At 40.1% G+C, this 21374-nt stretch carries 19 protein-coding genes and 1 tRNA gene; 8 read left to right on the forward strand and 12 right to left on the reverse strand.

From position 1 onward, the window contains the following. Positions 1-15: 15 nt before the first annotated feature. The 5 genes from UYC_RS0121080 to UYC_RS0121100 all read right to left on the reverse strand — a co-directional run bounded on the left by UYC_RS0121080 (position 16) and on the right by UYC_RS0121100 (position 4844). A complete protein-coding gene (locus tag UYC_RS0121080; RefSeq protein WP_016875326.1) occupies positions 16-714 on the reverse strand; it encodes a CAP domain-containing protein in 699 nt (232 codons plus the stop codon). A 115-nt stretch (positions 715-829) separates the two neighbouring features. Further along, positions 830-1075: a hypothetical protein gene (locus UYC_RS0121085; RefSeq protein ID WP_016875325.1), complete on the reverse strand. Its 246-nt coding sequence runs from the start codon at positions 1073-1075 to the stop codon at positions 830-832. 221 nt (positions 1076-1296) lie between these two features. Continuing rightward, positions 1297-1788 (reverse strand): hypothetical protein, encoded by a 492-nt coding sequence (locus tag UYC_RS0121090; RefSeq protein WP_016875324.1) that lies wholly within the window; start codon positions 1786-1788, stop codon positions 1297-1299. Positions 1789-2265: 477 nt separating this feature from the next. Then, positions 2266-4440 carry a pentapeptide repeat-containing protein gene (locus tag UYC_RS0121095; protein WP_016875323.1) on the reverse strand — a complete coding sequence of 725 codons (2175 nt, stop codon included), beginning with the start codon at positions 4438-4440 and terminating at the stop codon, positions 2266-2268. A 59-nt stretch (positions 4441-4499) separates the two neighbouring features. After that, positions 4500-4844, reverse strand: coding sequence for a hypothetical protein (locus UYC_RS0121100; RefSeq protein ID WP_016875322.1), 345 nt, complete (start codon positions 4842-4844; stop codon positions 4500-4502). Between the two features lie 284 nt (positions 4845-5128). Here UYC_RS0121100 and UYC_RS0121105 point away from each other — a divergent pair, with 284 nt between their 5' ends. Continuing rightward, positions 5129-5575 carry a hypothetical protein gene (locus tag UYC_RS0121105; protein ID WP_016875321.1) on the forward strand — a complete coding sequence of 149 codons (447 nt, stop codon included), beginning with the start codon at positions 5129-5131 and terminating at the stop codon, positions 5573-5575. Positions 5576-6184: 609 nt separating this feature from the next. Here UYC_RS0121105 and UYC_RS0121115 read toward each other — a convergent pair. Further along, complete coding sequence (locus tag UYC_RS0121115; RefSeq protein WP_016875319.1) at positions 6185-7357, reverse strand: helix-turn-helix domain-containing protein; 1173 nt, start codon at positions 7355-7357, stop codon at positions 6185-6187. A gap of 466 nt (positions 7358-7823) precedes the next feature. On the opposite strand from UYC_RS0121115, the gene UYC_RS0121120 reads away from it, so the two are divergent. From UYC_RS0121120 to UYC_RS0121135, 4 genes are all read left to right on the forward strand, one after another. Beyond that, positions 7824-8078 (forward strand): DUF7219 family protein, encoded by a 255-nt coding sequence (locus tag UYC_RS0121120; protein ID WP_016875318.1) that lies wholly within the window; start codon positions 7824-7826, stop codon positions 8076-8078. Positions 8079-8534: 456 nt separating this feature from the next. Continuing rightward, the gene (locus UYC_RS0121125; protein ID WP_016879649.1) at positions 8535-9257 is read left to right on the forward strand and encodes a hypothetical protein; all 723 of its coding nucleotides are present in this window, start codon (positions 8535-8537) and stop codon (positions 9255-9257) included. Positions 9258-10641: 1384 nt separating this feature from the next. Beyond that, the gene (locus tag UYC_RS0121130; protein WP_016875316.1) at positions 10642-10977 is read left to right on the forward strand and encodes a carbonic anhydrase; all 336 of its coding nucleotides are present in this window, start codon (positions 10642-10644) and stop codon (positions 10975-10977) included. A gap of 121 nt (positions 10978-11098) precedes the next feature. Then, positions 11099-11596 carry a pentapeptide repeat-containing protein gene (locus tag UYC_RS0121135; protein WP_016875315.1) on the forward strand — a complete coding sequence of 166 codons (498 nt, stop codon included), beginning with the start codon at positions 11099-11101 and terminating at the stop codon, positions 11594-11596. 130 nt (positions 11597-11726) lie between these two features. Here the strand turns inward: UYC_RS0121135 and UYC_RS0121140 are convergent. Further along, positions 11727-11800, reverse strand: a tRNA-Arg gene (locus UYC_RS0121140). Positions 11801-12062: 262 nt separating this feature from the next. On the opposite strand from UYC_RS0121140, the gene UYC_RS0121145 reads away from it, so the two are divergent. Continuing rightward, positions 12063-13280, forward strand: a complete 1218-nt coding sequence (locus UYC_RS0121145; RefSeq protein ID WP_016875314.1) for a phosphatase PAP2 family protein — start codon at positions 12063-12065, stop codon at positions 13278-13280. Between the two features lie 82 nt (positions 13281-13362). Here UYC_RS0121145 and UYC_RS0121150 read toward each other — a convergent pair whose 3' ends face one another. Both UYC_RS0121150 and UYC_RS37985 read right to left on the reverse strand, forming a co-directional pair. Continuing rightward, positions 13363-14550 carry a murein hydrolase activator EnvC family protein gene (locus UYC_RS0121150; RefSeq protein ID WP_016875313.1) on the reverse strand — a complete coding sequence of 396 codons (1188 nt, stop codon included), beginning with the start codon at positions 14548-14550 and terminating at the stop codon, positions 13363-13365. Positions 14551-14770: 220 nt separating this feature from the next. Beyond that, a complete protein-coding gene (locus tag UYC_RS37985) occupies positions 14771-14947 on the reverse strand; it encodes a hypothetical protein (RefSeq protein WP_157171262.1) in 177 nt (58 codons plus the stop codon). A 168-nt stretch (positions 14948-15115) separates the two neighbouring features. On the opposite strand from UYC_RS37985, the gene thrS reads away from it, so the two are divergent. Both thrS and UYC_RS0121160 read left to right on the forward strand, forming a co-directional pair. Further along, a complete protein-coding gene (gene thrS / locus UYC_RS35685; protein ID WP_081588144.1) occupies positions 15116-16312 on the forward strand; it encodes a threonine--tRNA ligase in 1197 nt (398 codons plus the stop codon). 201 nt (positions 16313-16513) lie between these two features. Beyond that, the gene (locus tag UYC_RS0121160) at positions 16514-16828 is read left to right on the forward strand and encodes a hypothetical protein (RefSeq protein ID WP_026087497.1); all 315 of its coding nucleotides are present in this window, start codon (positions 16514-16516) and stop codon (positions 16826-16828) included. Between the two features lie 13 nt (positions 16829-16841). Here UYC_RS0121160 and trmFO read toward each other — a convergent pair whose 3' ends face one another. From trmFO to UYC_RS0121175, 3 genes are all read right to left on the reverse strand, one after another. Next, positions 16842-18164, reverse strand: a complete 1323-nt coding sequence (gene trmFO / locus UYC_RS0121165; RefSeq protein WP_016875310.1) for an FADH(2)-oxidizing methylenetetrahydrofolate--tRNA-(uracil(54)-C(5))-methyltransferase TrmFO — start codon at positions 18162-18164, stop codon at positions 16842-16844. A gap of 369 nt (positions 18165-18533) precedes the next feature. Further along, entirely contained in the window at positions 18534-19727 is a 1194-nt protein-coding gene (locus UYC_RS0121170) for an MFS transporter (protein ID WP_016875309.1), read from the reverse strand. Positions 19728-20080: 353 nt separating this feature from the next. Beyond that, positions 20081-21337 (reverse strand): cytochrome P450, encoded by a 1257-nt coding sequence (locus tag UYC_RS0121175; RefSeq protein WP_026087496.1) that lies wholly within the window; start codon positions 21335-21337, stop codon positions 20081-20083. Between the last annotated feature and the right edge of the window lie 37 nt (positions 21338-21374).

The following is a 21374-nucleotide window of genomic DNA, read 5'->3' on the forward strand; positions in this document are numbered from 1 at the left end:
TTTTGTCATAAAATATTAAGCCGATTTTTCTGTATATCCCCCTGCATAAGTAATAACGCACATCTGCCTATAGGTGCTGTGAATACCAAAAGCAACCCCTGTAGTCTTAAAAGCAGGATTAAACATATTTTTGCGATGACCGCGATCGCTCACGCCATCATCAATAATTAACTGCATAACGATATCCTGTGCCGTGTGTGAACCATAGCTAATGTTCTCACCAGCAGTTTTTTGCCAACTACCGTAACGGTTAATGCGAGTAAAGGGATCGCTACCGTCACTACCATAATGCCCGGTTATGCCTTTTTTTCCTTGATCATTGACATGATCTCTTGCTGCCAAAGACATACCTTTGGATGCAATTAAACTTGATACAGGATGAACAGATTTAAGAAAAGCGATCGCTTCATCAACAGCTTTGACACCTTCTTGAGTTTGTAAATAGACATTTGGAGAAATTCTGACTCGATTACCTTCAAAGCGCTTTCTATAGTTTTCTAGTACAACCACATAACCTGCGGGATTTGTCCTCGCCTTATTCATTTCGACAATCACTTGTTGTTCCAATGGCGAGAGGGTATTTCCCCTTGTCACTAAGTCAGAGTCGGCTTGAGGAGCTTCAGAACTAATAGATTCAGGTTGAACTACCTGCTCAACAGAGCATCCGGTTAGGACACTCATAGGGGCAACTACCCAAAATAGCATTCGACGCATGAGCGATTTCACAATTTAGTAGCAATGAGAATAAGCCAATATGTATTTAGATCCACATAATAAGAACAACTTTTCGGAGTGTAAAATAAGTAGAAATTTCTGGAGTAAAAATGCCCTAGTCTTGATGTTCTTGAGGAGCACACCACTGGCCTATTGGTTCAATTCTCGCCTCTTGAATTAATTCCAGAATTTGCGATTCATTGCATCCATAATTTTTAGCTAATAAATGTTGGGCTTGATTTTTTGCATCATCCTCAGATACACCAAATGCCATAATTTCTTCATCTTGATTGTTTGTAATGCGTTCAATCTTTACAACACAGATGTATTGCGGTTCATTAGATCTAATTTCCTGTACCATGGCTTGTCTTTTATATTTATATGTTTTGATTGGAAAATTTAAAATACGCTACTACATTAAAGTTTTATATTTAACGGTCAATGGCTCTATATTAACAAATTACAAATCTCCGAATCTCAAATAAAATTAACGCATTTTTATTTACATCAAGTATTAAGTATAAATGTAAAGATCCCCGACTTCTTACAAAAGTCGGGATCTGTGTTTTTAGTTATTAGCAGTTAAAATCTCCAGCCTACACCACCTTGTAATGAGAATGTTGTACCGCCGTTACGCAAAGCATCAAAGCCAATAATCGCGTTGCCAAAAAGAACAGTGTTGCTATTGGGTACAACGTAATCAATACCTGGTTGCAAGGCAAAACTAATTTTATTACCTACAGGAGACGGCGTATCACCACCAGCAAAGATTAGTCCGGCTCCCAAATAGCCATCAGTTTGCCAATTCAAGGGGAAGTCGTAGGAAACAGTTGGTACAAGCGCTACATTATCTGCAAGGAAAGCTTGTCCGCGCAGAGAAATAGGTGACTCCAAAAGTTTGTAACGAAAGGCAACAACTCCTCCGATTCTAGCACCGTCTGCAAAGCCGACTGCTGGGCCTATACCTACATAGCTACCGTAGGCTGCTTGAGCATGGGCTGGTAGGGTAAATTGAGTAAAACTCAAAATTGAACCAGCTAAAAGCACTGACACTAAATTTTTAAGACGCCTCATTTCCCGATTCCTCACACCATTGGGATTTTAGATTCAAAGTTAGCAGTGAACCAGTTTAGTTTTGGGAATCTGTTCTGCGCATTTACTTCCCATAAGTAACTGGTTAAACCAAAGGGTTAGTAATCTGAACATCTTGCATCATTCTCAACAAGAGCCAGAGGCTCTAATTCTCGTTACCAGGTTCAACCTGGTAACCAGGGTTTGGAGGCTCCGCCAGGCTGTTGCATGGGCGTGCAAGATATCAGTAATGAATGATATTTTTCTCTAAATACCTCCTAATTATGATACCCCCTAGTTCCTTGATTTCTAACAGAGAATTAGGGGGTATCAGAGATTTTTTAAGGTTCAAAAAATTAGACACCCATGTGATTTCATTACACGATGAATTGATGAAAAACCACTTCCCTAGCCTCTAGCCCCTAGCCACTATTTTTAAGCGACTTGGTTCCAGAAAACTCACAATTTCTTGTCTCAATCTTAGGGACAGCGGGGATGAATACCACCTTGAGTACAAATGTAAGCCAATTGCTTGGTATCTAAGTTTTTCACTTGACTAAAATCAACTCCTTTAACTACAGCAGATTGTGAGCCTATAGTTGGAGTTTGAACAAATTGATCTGCGGGATCTTGCTTGTTAGGAAAGAGAATTGTGCCTTGAAAATCAGCACCTGTTAGATTTGCATCCCGTAAATCTGCAAGACTGAGATCGGCGTTTCGGAAGTTGGCACCTTCTAGGTTGGCAGAGCGTAAATTAGCATTAGTTAAGCGAGTTGCACTCAAATTGGCATGGCTGAGATTGGCACGATCCAAATCTGCTCCAGATAAATCTGCTGCTTGCCAGTCAGTTTTGCTTAAGTTAGCAAAGGATAATTGTGTACCGATCGCAATCACACGCCCTAAGCGAGCAGCATACAAATCGGCATCGTTCAATTTTGCTTCGCCTAAATCAGCCCCAGTTAAACTGGCATTTTCTAAGACTGCCCCGCGCAGATCTGCTCCTACTAACTGGGCGCTACTTAAGTTTGCACCAACCAAACGCGCATTGGATAAATTAGCTTTGTTGAGGGTAGCGCGGCTCAAATCTGTACGCACCATTAAGACACGGCTAAGATTCGCTTCACTGAGATTGGCTTTTTTGATTTGAGCACCGCTCAAGTCTGCAATCCAATCATCAAAGGTATCCCAGCGTCCATCTTTACCCACTCCCCGGAAACTGCTACCTTTAAAACTACCACTAGATAGCTCTGCACCTTTAAAATTTATTCCCGATAAGTCAATTTTGTCTAGTACTAAGTTGAATAAAGGGGTATCTCCAGATCTGGTTTGAGATAATACCGCGCGGCTGAGATCGATATCGTTATTTTTACCACTATATAGTGCAAGAATTTTATTGATTGTCTCTTGGTTGGCTTGTAGCCGTCGTTGTCGTAATTGCAGTTCGGTTGATGGGCTACTGCTTGTGGACTCCAGATCCGCAGCCAGAGACTGATTCATGCGTTTTAAATCGGGGATGGCTTGAGGGCCAATATTTGCCAATGCTTGTTGAATTGTTTCTACAATAGTGGGTTCGGTTTCTTTAGCCAATAAATCTACAAGAAATTGGATCGCCTGGGGATCTTTGAGAGTTCCCATTGCCATAATGGCACTACGGCGCTCTTCAATTGTTGCACTGGAGTTGGGATTTAATTGGTTGACGATCGCAAGAAACTGTTGGCTGTTACGCTGTTCTGTTACCCGGCGATTTTGTTGAGTTTGGATGTAGATTTGAGTACCGACTAAAGTTATCAATACACCAGTCATGCTCAAAAACGCCATTCCCAAAAGTTTCATATTTGGGTTGCGTCGAAACTGTGTCCACTGATTTGCAGTTTCTGGTGGAGTTGTTTCTGGCGTCATCACAATTGATGCGATCGCCGCGTCTTCATCGTCTTCTTTTGGCCACTCAGACTGCTCTTGGTTTTGCTCTTGCAGTTGCTCAGGTGTAAACGGTTTAGTAGCATCTATAGTATAAGTACCTGCAATCGTGTCATGCAGAGCACGGCGTCCTTTTTGCCACGAAAAACCGCTTCCTTCTGCTAAGATAAATAAGCCACCTAAAGCAATGAAAGCACTTAAATAAGGGAAAAATGGACTGTAGCGCCAAATCAAATAGGCTGCGCTTACAGGCAAAGTCCAACGACCAATACCTTCCCGCACCAAAACAGCCACAATCCCAGGGGGATCTCCTTGCTCGTTGACAACGCGAATACCAAACTGACGTTTACCAGTACTGCTACCTGTCTTAGCAAGGAGATATAGCTGCCAACCAGAAATTGCTAGGGGTGCTAAGATCGCCACTGTCCACAAAAAATTTGTTGGCCATGCGACATTGCGTGTACCATAGCTGACAGGTAAAGCCAAGGGACGGGCAACTTCTCTTTCTGTAATTATCAGTACAGGGTTAAGTGGGACTCGGTTGATATCGCTTCTAGAATTAAGATATGCACCGAGACTAAAAGGTACCAACCCACTGACAACTACTAATGTCATTTCCGTTGCCCAAGCGGCAATGCGCCTAGTAGTAAAGCGCGACGATTTACTTTTTCCCGGTTCATTATTTGACCGACTGGGACTTGATTGATTACTAATTCTCCTCACAATTGGGCTTGTCATTGCATATTTCCCTTTTTCCCTGAATTTATATATACGCTACTTAGGCGTGTTTTAATATACTATTGCTTGCGCTGTCGGCTACTAGATACAATAAATTTGTATCCAAAGTACACCAGTCCAGCTAAAAGTGCCAAACTAATTGCCGAACTTACAAACCTCAGCACAGCTTGCAGAACGGCAAAACCTAATAAAACCCCTACACTCACAGCTACGAGCTTTCCCGTTCCAGATAAGGTATTGAACCAACCTAACAATCGCTCCAATGGCGAATTAATACTTGGTAAACCAGATTGAGACGAGTGCTGTTTTGAGTGAGACTGGGATATTCTCTCAGAAGATGAATTTATTTCTGCCTCTAGTTTTTGGAGGCGTTGCTGCAACTCTTCTTCAGGTTGAGGATTCATATATTTTGGCCTCAGTTCGCAAACTTGTTCAACTACAGAACAGCTACATTTAATTGTTAGCTGTTGTCTTAGCGATCTTAGCGAAAGTCCTTGCTTTGAAGTTGGCGATCGCTAATTAAAAATTCCGTATTTATTTGATTAACTTGGACAATTTTCAGTAGTTAATCAAAATTTTATACAAATTCCAGCGGAACAAAACAGATTTGTAACCGTCTGTAAATTTAGAATATAAGTCTGATTATCGCTCTTGAAATCATCAAGAGCAACATAAATACGTATAAATTATGAAGCTACATACCTTATTTAAAAGTGTTCCCTCTGTCTTGATTTTGGCAATGAGTTTGATCGCCATCAATGCTAATTCTAGTCAAGCAGAAGTTGTAAAAATTAATCCTAATTTCGAGCCAGATCCACTGATTTTAAAAGGTCAGTCTGGAGGTCAAAACTCCAGTAATTGTGGTAACATTGGAGCCGCACCCAGTCAAGTGATCCAAGTGACAGAATCACTGCCCTACTTGAGGTTAACCGTGGAAAGCTCTGGACAGCCAACACTTTTGATTGACGGGCCTGGGGGGCGCTTCTGCGTACTAGCAGATAGTTACTCTGGAGGCAAACCAGAAATGTCCGGTTATTGGCCAAAGGGAACCTACTCGCTCCATGTAGGGGAATTGTCTAAAGGTGAGCATACATATACCCTTTCAATTTCACAACAGAAAAAGGCTGGTAAGTAGATCGGTATAAATTAACTAATAAGGGTCGTCATTTGTCCTTGGTCATGAGTCATTGTGAGACTGAAGAGGCTGGAAACGAGATAGACAAGCCTCAAGATGTTCACAATCTTCACACTGAAGTTCTTTCCCTGGATGAGCGCATCCACATAAAGGCTTTGATAAACAATCAGAAGGCTGTTTGGCTCTCAAGCAGTCTACAGATAGTTGCAAACAAATGAGTACATCTTGAATAAACATAGTATTCATACTTATATATGATGATTGGTTATGAAGTTAGTTTTATTTACGAAAGCTAATGGATATAATCTTTTATCGTAGATAAGTTGTAATGCTGTAGCCTCATCCTTAAAGCTGAACTTATTTTTTTAAGAAATATTTGTGTCTGAAATTGATGCAAAAAGTTTTTTATAAAAAGCTTAAAGATATATCTTTCTACGGATGCACTTCCTAATTAGACTTTTGAAACAGACTTTGATAAGTAAGTTGGTGGGAATAAACAGAATGCGGGTTACGAAACGTAAATAGACTTGAAATCTTTACTAATGACTAATGACTAATGACTAATGACTATCCTAACTAGTTAGCTTTATTTGTACCTACTTAGATTAATTAATCTATATTTCTCAAGATGAGATGTTTTTTATCATCAAAGCAAATTTTTCCTTGTTGTTTTAGCTTAGACATTAATCTTGTAATCGTTACTCGCGATGTGCTACAGGCGTTAGCAAAATCTTCATGAGTTAGGCGAATTGATAAGCGAGTTCCCTGTGCTACTTTTTCACCAACTTCCTGCTTCAAGAGTTGCAAAATAAGGTAAAGACGATCTTTGATTTTACGGCAGCCAAAAATAGCTAAAAAAGATTCTGTTTGTTTTAGACGTTGATTTATCTTTGGTAGAATAATATGGCTTAAAAGTGGAGAAGCTGTAATTTCTAATAGATGAATTGATACTAACTCAGCATCCACTAGAGCAGTAGCTTGATAAGTATATAAGGAAGTCATGTGAGAGCCAAAAACCATTCCTTGAACTGCTAAACCCACAAGCATTTCTTCACTAGTTTCACAAACAGTAGTTAGCTTGATTGCACCCTTACGAACATACCAAATTATTTGTGGATTGAGAGGAACAATTTCACCTTTAGAATATCTATGAGTGGGGCGATCGCTACCGAAATCGTAGTCTCTAGCCAATTCTGCTTGCCTGTACTTAGTTATGTCTCGCAACAGCCAGCGCAGGGTTTGAGGCTTACCTTGGTTGTCACGGGCAACTACCACTATCAATGATGCATCAAAAAACCCTTTACTACGTTTTTGCAGGCGTATAACTAATTCTTGGCTTTTATTTGGTTCACTCAGCTGTCTGAGAAAATTGCGAAAGTGTTGACGTTCCTCTAAGGCAACGAAATTAATCATTAATTTACTCACCAACAACCGCTTGTCGATATTAAATAATCTGACAACAGTATTGTTAGCTTGTTGGATCTTACCTTCTATATCAGTTACTAAATAACCGAATGGGGCTTCCTCAAATAATTCTTGGTAATGCTGGCGCTCCGTTTCTAAAATATTTTGTGTATGTACCAATTGCTCATTCTGGTGATATAGTTCCTCCATTGCATAGTGCATTTTTTGGGAAACCATAGCAAGTTCCAGAAGGGCATCTGGTAATATATCGGGCATTGGAGGTATGGCGCTAGCATTTTCGTATAAGTTAGCTATACGTTTGTCTATTGCCTGTGCCATCTCAGCAAACTTATCGATTTTTGCCTTATCTATATCCACCGGAAATTTCCACTACTTGCTTACAGAAGTTGAAAATTTTCTTAATTTCAAGATAAACAAGAATAATTTCAGATGCAAATAGACTTTTACTAATATCCTAAATAATAAATAAATTGTAACGTTATTTCAGTTACCCAGTCACGAATATAACCTGATATAAAAATGTTGCTAGGAAAGAGTAGGGGTAGAGCTTTGACAGTTCTCTAAGACACGTAAGAAGGGTTTGTCGCTTTGATTGAAAAATTGATATTATCTGGGTAGCGATCGCTAAAATTCTCTTCAGCCCTATTCAATTCTGTCAATTTACATCCAAGAATAAATTTGTAGTTATCTTTACAATTTTATGTCTCTTAAAAATCTAGCTAAAGATAGAGTAATTTCTACAAAAGGATACAGGATAGTGACTGGGTATTACTGTTTTAATATTTATAGTTCATCAATCATAAGATAGATTTAGTGGCATAACGTGATTCAATCAAATCAACAAGATAAGAATAACTTTATTTACGCTCAGAGTCGTTACCACGGAAAAGTTAAACCAGAGTACTTAGCCTTTGATGCCAATTTGCAAGAATTTGCACGCAAAGTAGGCTACATTAGCGCTCTCGAAACTGCCGGTAAACTCTCTCCGGAAGAAGCTTACAAGCAAATTCAGACGCTTTGGAAACAGTTAAAACACAGCAAAAAAGAGCTAGGTATTGGCAACGAAGTGAAGTATTAAAGCTAGTCCTGATCTTAGGGGTGCTTGAAGAGTACAGGGGGATACACCAGACAAGGAGAATAATTATCCCCTGTTGCCGACGCCAGTCTACACCCTTTGGAAAGCTGCTGCTCGTTTACAAACTTTTCACAGATGAATACAGAATAGGAACAGTACACTAACATAGTATGACGATGTGACAAAGACTTGATTGGTAAAGTAACCAACCGAGTGATTGTGACTCAATAGCTCTAGAGAAGGTATTAGCAGTTAAAATAATAGTGTTTATTTTTTTACTTAGAAATATCTTCTCTCAATTTGTTGAGCTATTTTACTCAAATATGAAGCACTGATTAAGTGCTGAGTTAGAAATAATTTTTATTAAGAAAATCATTTCCGAAGTGTAATTCAATCCTTATACCATTAACTGGATTGAGATATAATACTGAAAAACTATCTTCACAGGGATTGGAAACTGTGCGTGATGATTTAAAAGGCTTAGAAATTAGTCAAAATGAACTACAATTATTGACTAATTTACCTGTTAATAATGAGATGACAATTCTGATTAATCCTCTCAAAAAAATTATCAGGGATTGGATTGCTAAAATTCAAGGGCCAGAAGGTGCTACAGTAGTTTTTATTGGAACGGCTATCTTTCTCTTAAGTTATATTATATTTGATGTTTTCGTTGGCAGAAGTTTTGCTAATTTAACAAATTTACCTTCGTGGATAATATTAATATTATTTTGCTTTTTTGGTGGAGCTATCATCCAACTTTCACTATACATAATCTGGAAACAAAAACTTAAAATACTTGAAGAGAATATGACGCATTCGTTAAATATTCTCTTAAATGATGTTGATAGATATAATGCAGTTGTCAAAGCTATAGATATTAACGATCAAATAGAAGCGGCTGGAAACTCCGGAGTAGAAATCAAAGAAAGAAGTAAAGTGATTGAAGCACTACAACTAACGAGAACAGATTTAATTAGAGCCTTGAAAACAGAAAGAATTTTAAGAGAAAATAAAAAATTTATTCTTAAAAATACCGATTTGTTTATAAATAATTTAGCCGCTTTAACAGCCATGCAAGTTACTGAACAAGCCAGTGAACATGGCAAGCTGCTAAATGAAGCTTTACAAATAGCCTTAGATGTACAACACGAAATGAAGCGATTAGAAAGTCAACATTGAGTGTATGACATCCGCAAAGAATAACTTTTGTTGCTATTTTTAACGCTGCTAGAGTTGTAAAAGTTACAGTCAAACTCTGCAACACTACCTGCAACAGTATTCACTCGACAGCAGTTATGTATTATTTGCTATGTAGTTGTAAGGAGAAATTATGCGATGAGATAGCAAAACTTGGAATTAGGATTAACTTATTGGTGTAAATTTTAGCTTTTACTGACTTCTCTGTGTATTGTAAATTTGTTGTGATCAAAGATGCACAAATTTCTTTAGATTTCTTTTTGAGATTTGTCTAATTCACTGTCCTAATTTCCTGTTCTTGTTATTGTTGCTTGTAGATGGAATTGAAGAACCTTAGATCGTTAGGGAGCATCTATGATCAAGGATGACGATCGCGGTAGCGGCAGATTTAATCGCTAAAAAGCTGAATAACACCCCATCTAGATACCCATGATCGCGGGGCTGTTGCTTGAGTACTCTCCATCCAAGAGGATTCGGAATTAACCTGAGGGATAATTCTCTGCCTACATTCAGTGAGATTTTAGTTTTCGATCCTCATTCAAGAGTAAATGCACTCAAAAGCAATGGAATTTGATTTTGGCATTTTGGCAACTTTCCGGATTGAAGCAAAAGTACTATAGGTGAATAATCCGTTCTTGCACAGAACATAGAGAATTAGAAAAGTCTCCTCCCCTGTTTAACCGCAGGGGTCTTTTATTGTGCAAAAGTATGCATATAAACTGTTGTGAAGTGTTTCATACACTATTTACCCTATTTCCATCTGTTTATAAAGTGCTAATTGCAATATATAGACAAAAAACAGCCACGTAACTTGATCCCATGGGTTTTGGCATTTTGGCAAGTCTATCGATGTAAGAGTGAGTATCGTAGGTAAATCAAGTGCAAGAGTGTCAAAACACTAACTTCCCCGGCTATTTGTCGGGGATTTTTATTCAAGACTGCCTCAAGAAGATCAAAGTTACGATGGCTAATGCTTAGACTTTATGCCCAAGCGATCGCAATCTTTAGGGAGCATTATGTAATTGTTTAGTGAAGAATATCACATTTTTTTGAGTTATTGTGTACGCATTTCATGACTTACCACTTGGTATTAAAAATCCATAATATAGAAAACTATAGACTTAAGCTTATGGCTACCACAGATTTATTAACTTTATTATCCAAATCCAAATTTTAATAGCTAAAGATTAAGTCATATTTGCTAACTATCTCGAAGATTAGCAAGCAAAATAAATTAGAATCATGACTTTCTGGACTTATTAATGAAATATCACAAGATTGAAGAACTCCTCGCAAATAATCAGTCTTGGGTAGCGGAAAAACTAGCTGAAAACCCCACTTACTTTAAGGATTTCCGATTCGAGAGTTGTATTTACAAAAACAAGACGAGATAGATACCTTGCCAACCCCAGAAGAACGTTTGAACCGCCTGGCGGAATTGAATGTCTTGGCACAGGTGAAAAATATATACCAAACTTCTATCATGCGGAAGGCGATGCACGAGCAAAAAGCGCCTGCAGTACATGGTTGGGTTTTGGATATACACACCGGCTTGATTAAAGACTTGAACGTCTTAACTGAGCAATGGCACTTTTATCCGTCTTGCTTGCTTACCGAAATACCGATGATGACTGTGGCAAAAGTTAAATCTACAGATGAAGTGGCGGGTTGTTGCTGCCATGAAGCACTAGAAATACGTTAGTCATCAAAAATAACCTTTCTGGAGTACGCGATCGCAATACTTAATACTCAGCACTACTTAACGCTCATCGTGCGGTTTAATAATTAATGGTATGAGTGTTGAGATTTATTAAGTTGGCATTATGAAATTTTGGCGAGTATTAGCTAGCTTTGTTTTAGCTACTGTGCTGCTGTTGTTTCCCCTATCCGCAGAAGCAGCAAAGTCTTCTAGCATGAATCGTTTCGCAGGCTATAAAGAACTATCCAATCAGGATTTCTCTAACCAAACCCTAATTGCTGAGGAATTTTCTAAAGTCAAATTGGAGAAAGCGAATTTTAGTAATGCTGATTTGCGAGGTGCTGTTTTTAATGGTGCATGGTTACACGAAGCAAACCTGCATGGTGCTGATTTGACAAATGGCATAGCCTATTTGGTTGATTTTGAGGGCGCGGATTTAAGTGATGCCATTTTTACAGATGCAATGATGTTGTATTCTACTTTTGATAATGTTGACATCACAGGTGCCGATTTCACCAATGCAGTTTTAGATGGCTCGGAACTGAAAAAACTTTGTGCTAAGGCAAGTGGTGTTAATTCTAAAACAGGTGTGTCTACTCGTGAGTCTTTAGAATGTAAGTAATACGTCTAATGTGAATTAGCCGAACTCACCTTGAGCCTCACCAAATAATCAGGCGATAACGATCACAGATGCACACGGATAATTTATCTGTGTTTATCTGTGTCCATCCGTGGTCGATTCATTCAAAAAACGAGCGCGGAGGGATTCGAACCCCCGACCTACAGAACCGGAATCTGACGCTCTAATCCACTGAGCTACGCGCCCTCGTACTGTTCATTTATAAGATTTTAACAGAAAAATTGTAGCATATTAAGACTGGATGATTCAGATTTCGCTCTCATCTGAATATCAAGTTCTAGTCTGTTGGATCGCCTTCGTATCGTTGAGGTGAGTGCGATAGGATTTAAATATTGCTCTGAACTCGCTGTTAGCAGCTTGTGGTGAAAAGAGCTTTTTAGTTCTGAAAAATCCTTTGAGGGTGATTCTGTACTCCCAAATCACAACAAAAATCAGTTTACTTAGAAAAATGGGCACTCAAATCGATAAATTTCCTAATGACAATCCTTTGATTCAACCAATACACACTACCGTTAAAGGCAGAGCTAGATATAAAGTAAATGGACTTTACGGCTCTCAAGCTCTTAAAAGTTACCTGGAATTGAGATTGTCACAGGAAGAAAAAATCGCAGAGGTTCGTGCCAATCATTTCACGGGAAATGTTCTTGTGATTTTCGATTCACCTCAAAGCCCAAACGCGATCGCCTCACTCATTCTAGATGTTGTTTTAGATTACAGAATCGAAGATAGAAAATTACCTGTAAGAACAACTTCGCTCAAGACTGTCCTAGCAGAAGCCAAGAATTTACAAAGACAAGAAAAACGTAATATTTTTATCCAAAAATTTAAATTGCCGTCAGTAGCTCTACTTACCACTGCCGCTGGGTTATCGATTGCGACTGGGAGATTAACTAATGCTGTAGTAATTACTGGTATTGCGATCGCCAATGCAGCCATTGGTTACGCCAAAAGCCAGATGGTTGACTCAGCCCAAACGCCTACGCAAAGAAAAGTAAAAGCAGGCAGACAACTTGCAATTGTATCTGGGGTTATTTCTAGCCTGGTCTTTTGCACCCTACTCATGCACGCATCTGGACTTGATGCAGTCATTTTACTAGCAATTCAAAGGCTGCACACGCCAATTCTAGATACCATCATGCTTGGTATCACCTCTTTTGGCAATCCACCAGTTTTGCTGTTAATTTGTTTAGGGTTGGCAATTGGGCCTTTGTTTTATAAACGTCGTAGGGAAGCAACTAGCTTGGGTATAGCTGCCATTGGTGCGCTCGGCTTAAATTATTGGCTGAAATTACTGTTTGGCAGAGCACGCCCAGCACTGTGGGATTGGATTATTCATGTGGGGCACCACAGCTTTCCGAGCGGACACGCAATGGGATCGATGGTGATTTACGGCTTTTTAGCTTATGTACTGGCAAAGCAGTTTCCGCAATGGCGCAGACAAATTTTTGCTTCAATGACTGGCTTAATTATTGCGATCGGTTTTAGTCGGCTGTATCTGGGCGTACACTGGCCTACTGATGTAGCAGCTGGCTATGCTGTAGGTTTAGTGTGGTTGATTGCCTGCATTATCGGCATGGAACTGTGGCAAAAATATAGCTTGTTAGGTGGAGCTTCGCAAGAAGAGGCGATCGCGCCATCAACTCAGACGTATTTTTTACCTGCTTAGAACTTACGCACGAGTCATGGAAGAATAAAACCACTCCAGGCACAGGGAGCGCGGAGGAATAAGAGTTAGAGAGGTATCGTCATCAAAGGTAAGCCATCGGATCTACTGGTGTACCATGTTTCCGGACTTCAAAGTGGAGGTGAGGGCCAGTAGATAACCCCGTGGAGCCAACTGCGGCGATCGCTTGCCCGCGCTGTACTGATTGTCCTTCTGTAACATACAATTCGCTGCAATGTCCGTAAAGAGTAGTGATGCCGTTACCGTGGTTGATAATTACTGCTCTGCCATAACCACCATACCAGCCTGCAAAAATTACAGTTCCCGAATCTGCGGCTCGAATTGTGCTGCCGTAGCTAGCGGCAAAATCTAAACCTGCATGAAAGCGGCGATAACCAAGTATAGGATGGATTCGCCAACCAAAAGGACTGCTAGTGGGAGCATTACTAGGATATGCAAATATTCCAGTTCCTTGAATAAAGTTTTTCCGGCTGTTTGTTTTGGCTGCGGCGGCTGCTATCTTTTGTTGAATTAAAGCTGCTATTGCTTGTGAATCTTTCTCTAATTGCGTTTGTGCTGCTTCTAATGCCAAGCGATCGCTATTGAGACGCTGCATTAATTCCTTTTGCAATCCTGCTTGGGCTTGAGTATTAGCTTGTTGGGCTAGTAATTGTTGTTGAATGAGCGCAATTTGATTTTTTTGCTGTTCTACTTCGGTTCTTTGTTTATTGATTTGTTTAGCTTGTGCTGCGAGCTTTACTAAAATTTTTTGGTCTGCCTGAAAAATTAATTTCAAAGAACGACGACGGCTGATAAAGTCACCAACATTTTGACTTTGCAGCAAAACTGCCCACCCTTGATTAGTCGGAGAGCGTTGCAAAAAGCGCAGTCGGGCAATGGTTGCCGCTTGTTGTTCGTAGTAAGAAACTTCTGCTGTTGCTAATTTAGCTTCTAGTTGTTGCAGATATTCCGTTGCTTGTTTTAGCTGTAACTGGCTATTTTGAATCTGGCTATTGGTAGCTTTCAGATTTTGCTGCAAGCCGTTTAGCTGCTCTTTTACGACTTTTTGTAAATTCGTCAGGCGATCGCGCTCTTTTTTAATACTCTGACGCTGTTGATCGATTTGTTGCTTTTGCTGTTGCAGTCCCTTAATTGCATCCGGCTTTGCAGGCAGTGCTGGAAGTTCTGAGAAGAACATTAAGCATAAAATGACACAAAATACAACAAATAAATAGCGAAAAGTTCTCTTTTTTCCTAAAAATAGCACTCTCATGTTGTTAGAGTCAGAAAAGCGATCGCTCAAAACATCAAGAGTAGTGTTCCCAAAATTCGATTCACTTATTTCAATACTCCGTTGAAATTAAACTGCATATACCAGAACACATGAAAAAACTTTCTTCCCTAGCCCCTAGCCTCTAGCTCCTAGCCCCTATTTTTATCAGAAATTTGTTTAAATGGATTTGTATTAGGTAATATCCACTTTTAAAAAGCTTTCAACTAGCAATGCAAGTCAACGTGCGTCTAACAACGATTACCACTACCACCCAAACTACCAATTCGGGAGGGTTGTGAGGCATCGCGTTGATTTGAAATTCGACAGCACCGCATTTACCCTCCAGGCATTGCCCAGGAGGGTTTTGAGTTTTTACGGCAACACCAATTAGGAGCAAACAAATGTCGATTTGTTGGTTTATTTACCTCACTACCACAACTACCACCACAATCGCGCCTGGAGGGACGTGAGGATAGTTGCTGCCTTGCAATTTAAACTCAACAACCCCTCTAGGTTTGCTCTAGAGGGGTTTTTTTATATCAAACAATTCACAGGAGATACAACAATGTCCGATCATAGAGAACTAGCAAAAGCAATGGATTTATTTCACTTTGAAGAACATAGTCCGGGAATGGTATTTTGGCATCCGATCGGGCTTCAGCTCTTCCGGCTGATTGAAGATTTTATGCGACGGGTTTACCAAGCTCACGGCTTTGAGGAAGTGCGATCGCCTTTAGCATTGAGTCGGGCACTTTGGGAGCGATCGGGGCACTGGGAAAAGTTCCGTAAAAATATGTTTTTCGTGGGGAGTTTTGATGCTGATGCAGAACCGGATTATGCATTAAAACCAATGTCGTGTCCAGCACACATTGATATATTTAAATTTCACAAGCGGAGTTATCGGGAAATGCCAATGCGATTGATGGAATTCGGCATCGCCCATCGCAACGAACCGTCTGGAACGCTATCCGGCTGTATGCGCCTGCGCCAATTTGTGCAAGATGATGCTCATATTTTTTGCCGAGAAGCCGATATTCGAGATGAGATTGGCAATTTTCTTAGGATGGTTAAGCAGGTTTATGCAGCATTTGGATATAATAACTTTTCCATTCGCATTGCTCTACGTCCAGAGCAACGTCTTGGCTCAGATGAACTGTGGGATCGGGCTGAATCTGCTTTGATTGAAGCAGTTCAATCGCTGGATTATGCCTACGAGTTAGCGCCTGGTGAAGGATCGTTCTACAGTCCCAAAATTGAAATCAGTATGCAAGATCATCTGGGAAGATTTTGGCAGTGTGGCACGATTCAGGTTGATTTTAACCTGCCTCAACTTTTTGACTTGTCCTTTGTTAATCACCAAGGAGATTTAGAGCAGGTAGTTATACTACACCAAGCAATTCTTGGTTCTTTGGAACGCTGGATTGGCATTTTGTTGGAAAATCACAATGGAGTTTTACCACTTTGGGTTGCTCCCGTTCAAATTGCCGTTGCTTCAGTTTCCGAAAAGTCGGCAGATTGGGCAGAAGTGATTTTCAAAAGGCTGAAACAGATAGGAGCTAGAGTGGAACTCGATGTAGGCGATCACACGATTGCCAAAAAAATTCGAGAACTGTCTGCACGCAAGATTCCACTTATTGCTATTGTTGGTGAAAAAGAAGCGATGAATCAGTCTCTCAACTTGCGTCGTCTGGGAATTGCCGGGCAGCAAGAAATTCAGCTTGCTCATCTAGAAGCAGAGTTAGCCAACTTGAATTGGAAATAGGGGCTAGGGACTAGAGACTAGGGGCTAGTACTCCACCAAATTAATTTTGACCAGTCACAGGTGGTCAGATCCCCGACTTTTTTAAAAAGTCGGGGATCTATAATCTCTCATAATTTTATCCACAATTTGTTCGTTATATACTAATGCAAAAGTTTAGCTATGTCAGCATTAAATTTAGACATATCACCCGATCGAGGTTGTATGAATATAGGCAGAGCTATTCTTTTAATTGCTTTGGTTTTTCCAGGCTTGATGGTAGTAGGAACATCGATTTACGCTTATAACGCTGAATATGCGGCGATGGAAAGAACCGAAAGATATATAGAAAGACTAGCCAGGGAAAGAAGAGGTGATAGTAGGCAGCTAGACTTAGCCTACCATCGAAGTACTGTTCACCGCATCAATGCATTTACTAACAGCACTTGGGGATTTATTGGCGGTATTATCGCTGCTATTGGCATACATGGGTTAGCAGTTACTAGAGACGATTACACTCAAGATCAACGCAAGTCATAAGCCTTAACTTAGCTTAAGACAAATGTTGATTTGCTTTCCAAGTTGCTAAGTCAGCAAGAGCGCGATCGCGGTAACGTCCATAACGCTGTTGTTTATTTTTGATTTTTTCTCCCAGTTCTGGCAAAATCCCAAAGTTAGGCGGCATAGGTTGAAAATGCTTGGGTGAAGCTGAACTGATAAATTCAAATAATGCCCCCATCATTGTTGTTGGTGGTAGAATCAAGGATTCTTTACCTAAAGCTAACCGTGCAGCGTTTGTGCCAGCTAAGTAGCCACCAGCAGCGGCGGCAGTGTAGCCTTCAGTACCAATTAACTGCCCAGCGCCCAACAATGTAGGACGGTTTTTAAATTGCAAGCTAGGCAGCATCAGCTGCGGAGCATTAATAAAAGTGTTGCGGTGCATCACCCCTAGCCGCACAAATTCAGCATTTTCTAAACCCGGAATCAACTGAAATACGCGCTTTTGCTCACCCCAACGCAGGTTAGTTTGGAATCCAACCATGTTCCAAAGTTGACCTGCTTTGTCTTCTTGCCGCAACTGCACGACAGCATAAGGGCGTTCATCCGTGCGACTATCGGACAAACCAACTGGTTTGAGAGGCCCATAACGCATGGTATCTTCTCCTCGTCGTGCCAGTTCTTCTATCGGCAAACAAGCTTCAAAAAATTTTGCAGTTTCTCGCTCAAAATCCTTTAATTCCGTTTGTTCGGCAGCACAAAGTTCTTGCCAAAATCGCAGGTACTGCTCTTTATTCATCGGGCAGTTCAAATAGGCAGCTTCGCCTTTGTCGTAGCGAGACGCAAGAAAAGCAACATCACGATTAATCGTTTCTCCAACCACAATCGGGCTAGCAGCATCAAAAAAGCTTAAGTATTCCATCCCTGTGAAGCTGTGCAAATCTTCCGCTAAATCAGGGCTGGTAAGAGGGCCAGTTGCCAAAACTACAATTTCTTCCGGAATAGTACGTACTTCATCTCGACATAATTCAATTAACGGATGACGAGACAAAGTTTCTGTCAAATCTTGACCAAATTGTCCCCGATCTACAGCTAGTGCTCCTCCGGCGGGAACGGCGTGTTCATCAGCTTTCGCAATCACAATAGAACCGAGTTGACGCAATTCTTCATGTAAAAGTCCCGCAGCGCGATCGCTACTAGCTGCACCAAAAGAATTACTGCATACCAATTCTGCCAGGTGTTCTGTATGATGGGCAGGGCTAAAACGTTTGGGGCGCATCTCATACAGTATTACAGGCACTCCCGCCTGGGCTATCTGCCACGCTGCTTCTGTTCCAGCCAGTCCACCTCCAATAACTTTTATAGGTTGTCGTTCCATAATTGAATACTCAATTTAACTTTCTTTACTTAAACTAGCTTGTTTGAGAAGACTTAGAGTAGGTTAAAGAATAATCAAGCGGTTTAGTTCCGATCACAAAGACACAAAACACTAGCAGATTTGATAATGCGATCGCTCACTAAAATTTGCTGTTAGCTGAAATCATGCAATCCTAATCAACGTAGATTTTACAGTATGAGGATGCTGCGATCGCCAAACACTCAGTAAACATTCCATTAATACGTAGCGAATTCTCTTGAGAAAATACTCTGCGTCCCATTACGCTTACTCTGCGTACCCACCGAAGCTTTAATCGCCGGAAGGCGACGCTCAAACTCTCTCTGCGTTTAAAAACACTACAATTTTATCCTACTGTTTGGAAGTCAACAGAGCGTTGAAAACTATAAACGAGGCAAAAGAAAAAACAGCACTAGCATAAAAGACTGCTTGTGTTCCCCAAATTGCATCAACAATACTTCCTAACAAAGGGCCAAGTGTTTGTCCCCACGACTGAATTGTTGAATTCACCGCCATAAAACCAGCTCTAGATTCCTGAGCAGAAAGCATTGCTAACAAAGTTTGAGTAGATGGAAATGCAATACCTTGAGCTGCACCAAGGAAAAAAATGGGAATTAACAGCAACCAAATGTTATGAACTGAAGGGATAATCAATAATCCTAAACCAGATAGAAGGAAAGAGATTTTAATAAGTTGTACTTGCGATAAATACCGTAATAACAAATTCAATCGGGAAGCGGTTATAGCAAGAGACAAGGATAGACTCGTCAGGGTGATACCTATTAATAGCTCAGAAGCACCAAGTTGTTTTCCTGCAAAAATTGGAATGTAAGTTAAGCAGGCTCCTACTTGCACCATGAACAGAGACATCACTGCAAATAAAAGTCCGATTACCTGACGATTGTTAATACTGCCCCAAGTATTTTTCAAATAGGGTTTGAGTTGGAAATTTTGTGCATGATGTTCCTGCTGTGGCAGCTTTAGTGTTGTTAACACCATCAGTGCTACTGGAATAGCAAATAACGATACTAAAAATGGAAATCGCCAACTAAAAGAAGCTAATAAACCACCAATGAGAGGAAAAATTGCTGAACTAATTCCATTCAAACTAGCAACAAATGCCATTACAGAGTTTAATTTTTCCCCTTTATAAATATCACTGATGATAGTGAGTTGTAGAGACTCTAAACTAGCAGTACCAATACCTTGTATCAATCGCCATTCTGCAAGACTACGAAAATTAGGGGCAAGACCACTGAAAACTCCGCCTAGTGCAAATACTAGCAGCGAAGGAACAAGAACTTGCTTTCTGCCAAAACTATCAGCTAAAACCCCAAATATAGGAGTTACAATTGCACCTGGAAATTGAAATAGTGTCGATACTAGCGAAACTTGGTCACTGGAAACATTGAAATTATTTGCTATGCTTGGCAGTGCAGGACTATAAATAGTTCCCCCGATAATTGCTATCAGCGTCAAGCAAATAATGATGTAAAAATTCTTGTCTTGATTACCATTGCTGGCTTGTTTAGTTTTTTTTATCATGGCAGAGCTACTCATCTGCTTGCTTCATTATTATATATTTCATTTAATATAAATTCTGTTATCTATTGATACTGAATATTCGTATTTTTGATAATTTAAAAACAAAATTCATCTAAGTCATTTTTATGAGAAAATATAGATTTGGATGGATTTAGAAATAAAGATGGCCTCTTAATTACTTAGACTATTTGGCTATCAATATTATTTGATAGCCAATATGATTTCAAAAATAAGACTGAAAAAGTTATTATTTAATTTTCAAACTTTTATCGTTACTAGGTTCAACCTGGTAACGAGAGTTTAGAGGCGAGTTTTCAGCCTTTTTAATATCAATAATTTTCAGAAAACTTCAATCAAGTGACATCCCATTCCACATAGAGGTTTGTAAAACTACGGTTCATCAATGCTGGGATATAAGTTAGTTGTTGATTTGAGCGAAGTCTTAAATTTGGTAACCTCGAAGACAATACTTCTAGAGCAATCCGCCCTTCTCGACGGGCTAAGTTTGAACCAATACAATGATGAACCCCATGACCAAATGCGAGATGGTTAGCAGTTGTCTGTTTAAAGCGTTCAATCTCAAAACTATCCGCATTACTGTACTGATTTTCATCTCGATTGGCAGAGCCATACATCAAAAACAGCCGAGTACCTTGGGGCAGCGTAACTCCTGCTAGGGAAACCTCTTCAGTAGTAGTGCGAATCATTGCTGGAACAGGGGCATCATACCTGAGTGCCTCTTCTACGGCAGCAGGAATAAGTGATGGAGTATCACACACTGCTTGCCACAACTGAGGCTGTTCGAGCAAAAGTTTAATGGTACTGGCAATGAGATGGCTAGTAGTTTTATGTCCAGCAAGTATTAATCCACATAAAATAATGACCTGCTCGTTCATACTCAAGTCAGAATCTTGGATATCACTTATTAAGTCGTTTTGAGGAGTTTTCCGCCGTTCTTCGATTAAACCTGCAACGGCGTGCTGCATGGCAACAAAGCTGTGAGCACACTCTAGCTGTTTTTCTGGTGTCAGTTGCGACGACAACAAAGTTGTCATATCAAGGCACCACTTTTTGATGTTTGCCATCATCTCTAGAGGTACACCGTACATGGTGAGGATAACTTCAAGCGGTAACGGATAAGTAAATTGGGAAATAATATCGACTTGTCCGTCATTGATAAAATTGTCTACTAGCCTATTAGCAATAGCACGAATAGAATCTTCCAACGCTTGCAGCCGTTCTGGTACAAATACTTTCATGAAAGGAGCACGTAAGCGTTTGTGAAGATCGCCATCGCTATTAACTAAGTCAGCAACAAAGGGAAAACCTTGTCTGAGGACTCCAATCACCTCAGGCGTAAACTGAACAATAGGTTTGAGGTTTTCGGCGGAAGAATATCGAGCTGGATCTTTTAATATCGTCAGGACATCGTTGTAGCAGGTGACAACGTAGCCGTCTAATATTGGGCTGTAGAATAACGGCTCCTCATTTCTAGCCCGTTTAAAGAATGAATAGGGATCGTCAAGTTGTGGTTGAACGAAGGGCTGGAACTCCTGTCCAAGATGGGGACAAGTTTTTTTATCAGCTTGTATCGAATCCTGTCCAATCATTTTTTCTATTCCTTGTAAATTAGTAAACTTTTTGGGC

The organism is Chlorogloeopsis fritschii PCC 6912 (assembly GCF_000317285.1).
Classification (GTDB): Bacteria; Cyanobacteriota; Cyanobacteriia; order Cyanobacteriales; family Nostocaceae; genus Chlorogloeopsis; species Chlorogloeopsis fritschii.

Coding starts and splice junctions, on each gene's coding strand:
- UYC_RS0121150 (WP_016875313.1), bottom strand. CDS start 14,550: ATGAGAGTGCTATTTTTAGGAAAAAAGAGAACTTTTCGCTATTTATTT.
- UYC_RS0121135 (WP_016875315.1), top strand. CDS start 11,099: ATGAAATTTTGGCGAGTATTAGCTAGCTTTGTTTTAGCTACTGTGCTG.
- UYC_RS0121175 (WP_026087496.1), bottom strand. CDS start 21,337: ATGATTGGACAGGATTCGATACAAGCTGATAAAAAAACTTGTCCCCAT.
- trmFO (WP_016875310.1), bottom strand. CDS start 18,164: ATGGAACGACAACCTATAAAAGTTATTGGAGGTGGACTGGCTGGAACA.
- UYC_RS0121085 (WP_016875325.1), bottom strand. CDS start 1,075: ATGGTACAGGAAATTAGATCTAATGAACCGCAATACATCTGTGTTGTA.
- UYC_RS0121080 (WP_016875326.1), bottom strand. CDS start 714: ATGCGTCGAATGCTATTTTGGGTAGTTGCCCCTATGAGTGTCCTAACC.
- UYC_RS0121105 (WP_016875321.1), top strand. CDS start 5,129: ATGAAGCTACATACCTTATTTAAAAGTGTTCCCTCTGTCTTGATTTTG.
- UYC_RS0121160 (WP_026087497.1), top strand. CDS start 16,514: ATGAATATAGGCAGAGCTATTCTTTTAATTGCTTTGGTTTTTCCAGGC.
- UYC_RS0121170 (WP_016875309.1), bottom strand. CDS start 19,727: ATGATAAAAAAAACTAAACAAGCCAGCAATGGTAATCAAGACAAGAAT.
- UYC_RS0121090 (WP_016875324.1), bottom strand. CDS start 1,788: ATGAGGCGTCTTAAAAATTTAGTGTCAGTGCTTTTAGCTGGTTCAATT.
- UYC_RS0121095 (WP_016875323.1), bottom strand. CDS start 4,440: ATGACAAGCCCAATTGTGAGGAGAATTAGTAATCAATCAAGTCCCAGT.
- UYC_RS0121100 (WP_016875322.1), bottom strand. CDS start 4,844: ATGAATCCTCAACCTGAAGAAGAGTTGCAGCAACGCCTCCAAAAACTA.
- UYC_RS0121145 (WP_016875314.1), top strand. CDS start 12,063: ATGGGCACTCAAATCGATAAATTTCCTAATGACAATCCTTTGATTCAA.
- thrS (WP_081588144.1), top strand. CDS start 15,116: ATGTCCGATCATAGAGAACTAGCAAAAGCAATGGATTTATTTCACTTT.